We start from the raw sequence: 6,696 nt of genomic DNA, 5'->3' as shown, positions 1-6,696 counted from the left end.
CGATGCTGCGCTATCAGCTCAATCCGCATTTCCTGTTCAATACGCTGAACTCGATCTCGACCCTGGTGCTGTTGAAGCAGACGGATCGGGCCAATGCGATGCTCTCACGACTCTCCTCCTTTTTGCGCTATACTCTGATCAACGAGCCGACCGCGCAGGTCACGATCGAGCAGGAGATCGAGACGTTGAAGCTCTATCTGGAGATTGAGAAGATGCGGTTCGAGGATCGGCTGCGGCCGGTTTTCCACATCGATCCAGCGGTCGCCCAGTCGCGTCTGCCCTCTCTGCTGCTCCAGCCGCTGGTCGAAAATGCGATCAAATATGCGGTGACGCCCAAGGAAGAGGGGGCCGAAATCTCCGTCACGGCGCAGCCCGCCGGTGAAAATGTCCGGATCATCGTATCCGATACGGGTCCGGGATTGAATGAGGGGTTCACCCGCCCGAACAATCTGGTCAGCGAAGGAACGGGCGTTGGTCTGGCGAACATCCGCGACAGGCTGATTCAGGCTTTCGGGGAACGACAGAGTTTCGAAACGCGTTCAACGCCAGGCGGCTTTTCGGTCCTGATCGAAATGCCGCTTAACCTGGATGAACCATCGAGAGTGGCCGCATGACCATCAGAACAATCCTCGTCGACGACGAAAGCCTGGCTATTCAAGGCCTTAAGCTGCGTCTGGAAGCGCATGAGGATGTCGAAATCGTAGAAACCTGTTCCAACGGCCGCGAAGCGATCCGCGCCATCAAGACGCACAAGCCCGACCTTGTGTTCCTTGACATCCAAATGCCCGGTTTCGACGGATTTTCCGTCGTGCAGGGGCTGATGGAGGTGGAACCGCCGCTTTTCATTTTCTGCACCGCCTATAGCGACCACGCGATCCGCGCTTTCGAGGCGCAGGCGGTCGATTATCTGATGAAGCCGGTCGAGGAAGGACGACTGGCCGACGCGCTGGACCGGGTGCGGCAGCGGCTGTCGGAGAAGCGGCAGGTGCAGGAAGCGGAGAAATTGCGCGAGGTGCTGGCGGAAGTCGCGCCGGAAGCGATGAACGAGCTTTCGGCCGATGGCGACGCGCCAGCCGCGAATCGTTTCGAGAAGCTTATCAACATCAAGGATCGCGGGCAGATTTTCCGAGTCGACGTCGATTCGATCGAGCGGATCGACGCGGCGGGCGATTATATGTGCATCTATACCGCCGACAATTCGCTGATCCTGCGGGAGACGATGAAGGATCTGGAAAAACGGCTCGACCCGCGCAATTTCCAGCGGGTGCATCGGTCGACCATCGTCAATCTGAGCCAGGTGCGGCAGGTGAAGCCGCATACCAACGGCGAATGCTTCCTGGTGCTGGAATCAGGGGCGCAGGTGAAGGTCAGCCGTTCCTATCGGGATGTCGTGGCGCGATTCGTGCATTGATGTGCCCTGAAGAGTGACGTGCTCCTGCGTAGGCAGGAGCCCAGTCCAGGCGTTGCGGTGACAGGGTGACGGCGGAACTGGGTTCCTGCCTTCGCAGGAACACGGTGGAGATTGGGGCATGAGCAAGCCCGGATATGTCTACCTGATGGCCAGCGGCCACAATGGGACGCTTTATCTGGGCGTCACGAGCAATCTAGTGAAACGCGTTTGGCAGCACCGCAACGGCTTTGGTAGCGAGTTCAGCGCCGAATATGCCTGCCGCTTCCTCGTCTGGTATGAAGCCCATGATGATCTTCAGGAAGCCCGCCAACGCGAATTCCGCATGAAGAAATGGAAACGTGACTGGAAGTTGCGGCTGATCGAGGACCATAATCCCGACTGGCAAGACCTGTTCGTTTCCATCGCCGCTTAACGAAACACCCATTGGCGGTTGAGGCCGAACACCAAAGCGGGGGTCACGAAGATCATGGCCGGGATGGGCGACCATTCCGGCCATCGCATATGGGTGACGCAGAGCCACACCCAGAGCGCGTTCAGAGCATAGCTGATCAGCGATACCGCGACGAAGCGAAGCCCCCGAGCGGCGTTGCTGTCCCGGCTGCCGTAGCCGCGGAAGGTGAAGGCGCTGTGGGTGACATAGCCGATCATCACCGCCGCCAGATAGCCGATGCCGTTGGCGACCTGCGGGTGCAGGCCGGCCGGCGCGGCGAGAGTCCAGTAAATGCCCGCCTGGCACGCGGTCACGAACAGCCCGGTCATGCCATAGCGGACGATCTGCCAGAAAAGAGCCTGCCTTGCCGGCGTGAAGATTTGGAGGATTTTCATCTGGCCCCGTTGCGCTTTGATGCGGAGCCTCTAATCCACCGGCCATGAAACTGCAAAGCTGGCCTGTCCTGCGCGCCCGCGCCGCTACCGTCGCGGCGGACCTTTCCATCTATGCAACGCGCAACTGGAAGTGGTTGACCGTTCTGCTGTGGATTTCGGTCATGGTGGGATTCGTCTTTTCGCGCTGGGCGCAGATCCACTGGCTGACGCTGAGCGATACCGACGACAATATCCGTTATCTTCAGGTGAAGGACTGGCTGGCGGGGCAGGGTTGGTATGACCTGCGCCAATATCGGCTTGATCCGCCCGCCGGATTCAACATCCACTGGTCGCGGCTGGTGGACCTGCCGCTTGCCGGGCTGATGCTGTTCTTCCGCGCCTTTCTGGATCAGGGGCTGGCGGATCGGTTGGCCTGCGGGATCGCGCCGATGCTGCCGCTTTTGCCGCTGATGCTGGGGCTGGGCTTCATCGCGCGGCGGCTGGCCAGAGGGAATAGCTGGTTTCTGGCGGCCGCCGCGCCCTTCACCGCGCAGATGGGCGTCAGCATGTTCCTGCCGATGCGGATCGACCATCATGGCTGGCAGCTCGCCTTCACCGTGCTGATGGTGGCGGGGCTGATCGACCGCAACTGGTTGCGCGGCGGCATCGTCGCGGGGCTGAGCAGTGCCCTTTCCATCGCCATCGGCATGGAGATGATCGTCTATCTGGCCGCCGGGGGCGCGCTGATCGCGCTGCGCTGGGTGTTCAAGGAGGGCGCGGCGCGGCGGATGCTGCCCTATGCGATCAGCCTTGGCGGGGCGACGTCCATATTGTTCGTGCTGTTCGCCAGCTATGCCAATCGGGAAATGGTATGCGACGCGATCTCCCCCATCTGGGTCGCGATCTTCGCGGCGGTTTCGGCGGGGATGGCGTTGCTGGCGCTGTTGCCGCTGAAGAGCTGGCCCGCGCGCCTGGGGGCGGGGATGGTCGTCGGCGCGGCGGTGGCGGCCTTTGCCTGGCTGAACTGGCCGCAATGCCTGTCGGGTGCCTATCAGATTTCGCCGGAGCTGGAAAAGCTGTGGCTCGCCAATATCCGCGAGGCCAAGCCGATCACGGTGCAGGCGCGCAGTCTGGTGGTGCCGCTGATGGCGATTCCGGTCGTGGGGCTGTTCGGCCTGATCTGGGCCTTGTGGGACGCGCGGCGGGACAGTGACCGGCTCTGGGCCTGGGCGACGGTCGGGTTGATGATGCTCTTTTCCACCGCGTTGCTCTTCTGGCAGTTGCGCGCGGGGCCGGCGGCGCAGTTGCTGGCGATCCCGCCCGCGGCCTGGGCGGCCTATCGCCTGCTGTGCATGATCGGGACGGGTCGGCCGGCGGCCCGTCTGGCGGCGGGGCTGGGCGTGGCGCTGTTGGCCGTGGCGGCCTTTGCCACGCCATTCTACCCGCAAATCAATCAGTTCTGGGTCCAAATGACGGGCGAGAAGCCCAAGCCGCAAAAACCGGCGACACAGGCACGCCGAAACGCCATCGACAAGGCCAATGGCCGCTGCCGTACGCTTCCGGCGCTGGAGGTGCTCAACCAGCTTCCTCCCGCCACCATTTTCACCATGGTCGATCTGGGGCCGCGCCTGATCGTCGCCACTCATCACAGCGCGGTTGCAGGCCCCTATCACCGCAACGGCGCCACGATTCTCGACATGCATCATGCCTATGACGGCCCGGCGGAGAATTTCCGGCCGATCGCGGCGAAGCATCATGCGACCTATTTGCTGGTCTGTCCGGGCTTTCCGGAGGGCACCATCTATCAGTCGCGCAGCCCCAGGGGCTTTTATGCCGGGCTGATGCGGGGCGAGGTGCCGGGCTGGCTGAAGCCGGTGCCGCTGAAGACGGGGCTGACGCTGCCCTACACCCTGTATCGCATCGATTATTCAGGGCGGTGACAATTCCCCCGGAATGCTTCAGCGCCGGGCGAGAAAAAAATCCCGCAGCAGCGCTGAGGCTTCGGCTTCGGCCAGATCGCCAAAGACCTCCGGCCGATGCAGGCATTGCGGCTGGGTGAAGAGGCGCGGGCCCTGTTCGATCGCGCCGCCCTTGGGGTCGGAGGCCGCATAATAGAGCCGGGCGATGCGCGCGTGGGAAATCGCGCCCGCGCACATCGGACAGGGTTCCAGCGTCACCCAGAGGTCGCAGCCGGTGAGGCGAAAATCCCGGAGATGCGCCGCCGCCGCCCGGATCGCGACCATTTCGGCATGGGCGGTGGGGTCATTGTCGCGACGGTTGCGATTTTCGCCTTCCCCGATGATCCGGCCGTCCAGCGTGATGACGGCGCCGATCGGGACCTCGTCAGCCCTGGCGGCGGCGCGGGCGAGATCAAGGGCACGGCGCATGGGATCGGGCAAGGGGAAGGGCGAGCGCATTGCTTCGCCCATACAGGATGACAGGGCCTTTCGAAAAGGGTCAGGGCTTCTTGACGTCCACAGTCGGCACTTCGACCGTTTCCTTGCGCTTGCCGACCTCGACCTTCGCCACGCTGGCCTCATATCTGGGCAGGGAGCCGCCCGTGACCGCGACGTGCGGAAGGCTTCCTTCCTGCGTTTTTTGCAGATCAATGAAGCCGGTGGCGATGCCGCCGGCCAGAACCAGCAGCAAAATCAGCAACAGGCCACCAATGAATCGCATTTCCGCCTCCTTTGGCTTATGGGACCTCAACGCTCATGAGTCGGAAAGGGTTGCGGCCCGGAACGGCGCTGAGCGGGTTGACGTGCGCCGGGAATCCCGTTATCGGCGCCGCTTTCCGAACGAACCCGAATTACAAGGTTGATTGACTATGTCGCGCATTTGCGAGCTGACCGGCAAGGGCCGCCAGGTGGGTCACAATGTTTCCCACGCCAATAACAAGACCAAGCGTGTGTTCCTGCCCAACCTGCAGAACGTGTCGCTGATCTCCGAAGCGCTGGAAACGACCGTGAAGCTGCGCGTGTCGACCCATGGTCTGCGTTCGGTCGAGCATAATGGCGGCCTGGACAACTGGTTGCTGAAGACCAGCGACGAGAAGCTGTCGCTGAAGGCTCGCCGCCTGAAGCGCGACATCGTGAAGAAGAAGGCTGCCCTCGCGGCCTGATCTCTTTCGATTGGTTCGCATGAAGCGGTCCGGTGACGGGCCGCTTTTTTGCGTTGGTTCGGGATGTGGCTGATTTTGGCCATGTGTGGACATTCCCACCCTCGTCACCCCGGACTTGATCCGGGGTCCCGCTACCTTTCAGATGTACGTTCAAGAAGAAAAGCGGGATCCCGGATCAAGTCCGGGATGACGAAGCTGTAATGGCAAGAATCCACCCCTTACGGTCTACTCCTGCTGATCCAGCGCGAATTTCAGCAGCAGGGTGCGCTGGAAAAATTCGTGATTGTCGTCGGATACGATCCAGATGATCCATCGGCGGCCCTGCCGGCTCACGGCCAGCCCTTCGAAATTGTCCGCCAGCAACGGGGGTGCCAGCCGGGCCAGGGTGCGTGCTTTCAGCCGGTCGCCGGCGCGGGGCTTTTGCGGCAGTTCGATGATCGCCAGTGTCGCCGTGAACAGGTCCTGCAAGGTCAGCCGGCGATTGAGGACCAGCACATGCCGATCGTCCAGCGCAACGGCATCGGTCGGACGATAGCCCCGCGGCGGCACATAGCGCAGGTGTATTGGCGCCGCCGTCGCGCTTTCGGCCGGGTCGTCCGCGAACAGCAGCGTGTCGTGGCTGCCGTCGACGGTCATGCCCATCTCCGCCACCACCAGGAAGCGGCCATCGGGCAGCCGGGCGAGCGATTCGATCGATCCGGTTTCGGGCCAGGCCTCTATCTGCGGCCAGATGCGGCAGGCTTCGACCCGAGCGAAACCGGGGGAATAGCGGCAGATCATCTGTTGCAGTTCGAACCCGACCCAATAGCGCTGGGTTGTCGGGTCGTGGGTCATGGCTTCCGAATCCCACGCCCACCAGGGGCGATCGCGATCCTGCGGGCGGATGGGGAGGGGAGCGATGAACGAGTGCCGCCGTGGCTTGCCGGGGCCGATATGGAAGCCCATCAGCGTGCCGGAATCGCTGAGCGCCAATATCTGGCCGTCGGGTTCCGCCAGAAGCGAGGAAATGCCGCCAAAGCCGTGATGGGCGCTGCTGAGTTGCCAGCCGCCCAGATAATGAAGGCGGCCCAGATCGCGCTGGGCAGGATCGGCGGCGTTCAGCGGCAGTGGCCGGGCCATGACCAGCAGGGGACCGGCGCCGATGGGTTCGGGCTTGTTCTTGTGCGGTGCGGGGAGCAGCAGGATCGCGAGCAGCAGGACGATCAGGATTCGGCGCATCGCCTTGGCCATAGGGGATTATCGGGCCTTGTGCAGGGGTTTTTCGTGCTGGGCCCTCATCGCTGGCCTTGGTGGTCGAAAAGCGCGATAATGTGGGTGTTGGCTGCTTGAATGACGCGGTGATTTTGCTGAACGATCGCTG

At 62.6% G+C, this 6,696-nt stretch carries 9 protein-coding genes; 5 read left to right on the top strand and 4 right to left on the bottom strand.

The window, feature by feature from the left end; all coding sequences use genetic code 11:
- The 3 genes from RUH75_RS18140 to RUH75_RS18130 form a co-directional block, all read left to right on the top strand.
- A partial coding sequence (locus RUH75_RS18140; protein WP_313808564.1) for a histidine kinase occupies positions 1–614 on the top strand: 614 nt, incomplete at its 5' end.
- The gene (locus tag RUH75_RS18135) at positions 611–1,411 is read left to right on the top strand and encodes a LytTR family DNA-binding domain-containing protein (RefSeq protein WP_313808563.1); all 801 of its coding nucleotides are present in this window, start codon (positions 611–613) and stop codon (positions 1,409–1,411) included. The genes RUH75_RS18140 and RUH75_RS18135, both read left to right, overlap by 4 nt.
- A 118-nt stretch (positions 1,412–1,529) precedes the next feature.
- Positions 1,530–1,823: a GIY-YIG nuclease family protein gene (locus RUH75_RS18130; protein ID WP_313808562.1), complete on the top strand. Its 294-nt coding sequence runs from the start codon at positions 1,530–1,532 to the stop codon at positions 1,821–1,823.
- On the opposite strand, the gene RUH75_RS18125 is transcribed toward RUH75_RS18130, so the two are convergent.
- Positions 1,820–2,236, bottom strand: coding sequence for a GtrA family protein (locus RUH75_RS18125; RefSeq protein WP_313808561.1), 417 nt, complete (start codon positions 2,234–2,236; stop codon positions 1,820–1,822). The two genes, RUH75_RS18130 and RUH75_RS18125, sit on opposite strands and share 4 nt — an antisense overlap.
- Before the next feature lie 44 nt (positions 2,237–2,280).
- Here RUH75_RS18125 and RUH75_RS18120 point away from each other — a divergent pair, with 44 nt between their 5' ends.
- The gene (locus RUH75_RS18120) at positions 2,281–4,155 is read left to right on the top strand and encodes a hypothetical protein (protein ID WP_313808560.1); all 1,875 of its coding nucleotides are present in this window, start codon (positions 2,281–2,283) and stop codon (positions 4,153–4,155) included.
- An 18-nt stretch (positions 4,156–4,173) separates the two neighbouring features.
- Here RUH75_RS18120 and RUH75_RS18115 read toward each other — a convergent pair whose 3' ends face one another.
- Together RUH75_RS18115 and RUH75_RS18110 are read right to left on the bottom strand one after the other, a co-directional pair.
- Positions 4,174–4,632: a nucleoside deaminase gene (locus RUH75_RS18115; protein WP_313808566.1), complete on the bottom strand. Its 459-nt coding sequence runs from the start codon at positions 4,630–4,632 to the stop codon at positions 4,174–4,176.
- A 40-nt stretch (positions 4,633–4,672) separates the two neighbouring features.
- Positions 4,673–4,894 carry a hypothetical protein gene (locus RUH75_RS18110; RefSeq protein ID WP_313808559.1) on the bottom strand — a complete coding sequence of 74 codons (222 nt, stop codon included), beginning with the start codon at positions 4,892–4,894 and terminating at the stop codon, positions 4,673–4,675.
- Positions 4,895–5,042: 148 nt separating this feature from the next.
- Here RUH75_RS18110 and rpmB point away from each other — a divergent pair, with 148 nt between their 5' ends.
- On the top strand, positions 5,043–5,336 hold the full coding sequence (rpmB, locus tag RUH75_RS18105) for a 50S ribosomal protein L28 (RefSeq protein ID WP_313808558.1): 294 nt from the start codon (positions 5,043–5,045) through the stop codon (positions 5,334–5,336).
- A 225-nt stretch (positions 5,337–5,561) separates the two neighbouring features.
- On the opposite strand, the gene RUH75_RS18100 is transcribed toward rpmB, so the two are convergent.
- On the bottom strand, positions 5,562–6,554 hold the full coding sequence (locus RUH75_RS18100; RefSeq protein ID WP_313808565.1) for an esterase-like activity of phytase family protein: 993 nt from the start codon (positions 6,552–6,554) through the stop codon (positions 5,562–5,564).
- Positions 6,555–6,696: the final 142 nt, after the last annotated feature.

The sequence above is a fragment of the Sphingobium sp. genome (genome assembly GCF_032153725.1).
GTDB lineage: Bacteria > Pseudomonadota > Alphaproteobacteria > Sphingomonadales > Sphingomonadaceae > Sphingobium.
The sequence above is the reverse complement of the archived record's forward strand: the minus strand, read 5'-3'. Positions and strand labels throughout refer to the sequence as shown.

Coding starts and splice junctions, on each gene's coding strand:
- RUH75_RS18115 (WP_313808566.1), bottom strand. CDS start 4,632: ATGCGCTCGCCCTTCCCCTTGCCCGATCCCATGCGCCGTGCCCTTGAT.
- RUH75_RS18130 (WP_313808562.1), top strand. CDS start 1,530: ATGAGCAAGCCCGGATATGTCTACCTGATGGCCAGCGGCCACAATGGG.
- RUH75_RS18100 (WP_313808565.1), bottom strand. CDS start 6,554: ATGCGCCGAATCCTGATCGTCCTGCTGCTCGCGATCCTGCTGCTCCCC.
- RUH75_RS18125 (WP_313808561.1), bottom strand. CDS start 2,236: ATGAAAATCCTCCAAATCTTCACGCCGGCAAGGCAGGCTCTTTTCTGG.
- rpmB (WP_313808558.1), top strand. CDS start 5,043: ATGTCGCGCATTTGCGAGCTGACCGGCAAGGGCCGCCAGGTGGGTCAC.
- RUH75_RS18135 (WP_313808563.1), top strand. CDS start 611: ATGACCATCAGAACAATCCTCGTCGACGACGAAAGCCTGGCTATTCAA.
- RUH75_RS18110 (WP_313808559.1), bottom strand. CDS start 4,894: ATGCGATTCATTGGTGGCCTGTTGCTGATTTTGCTGCTGGTTCTGGCC.
- RUH75_RS18120 (WP_313808560.1), top strand. CDS start 2,281: ATGAAACTGCAAAGCTGGCCTGTCCTGCGCGCCCGCGCCGCTACCGTC.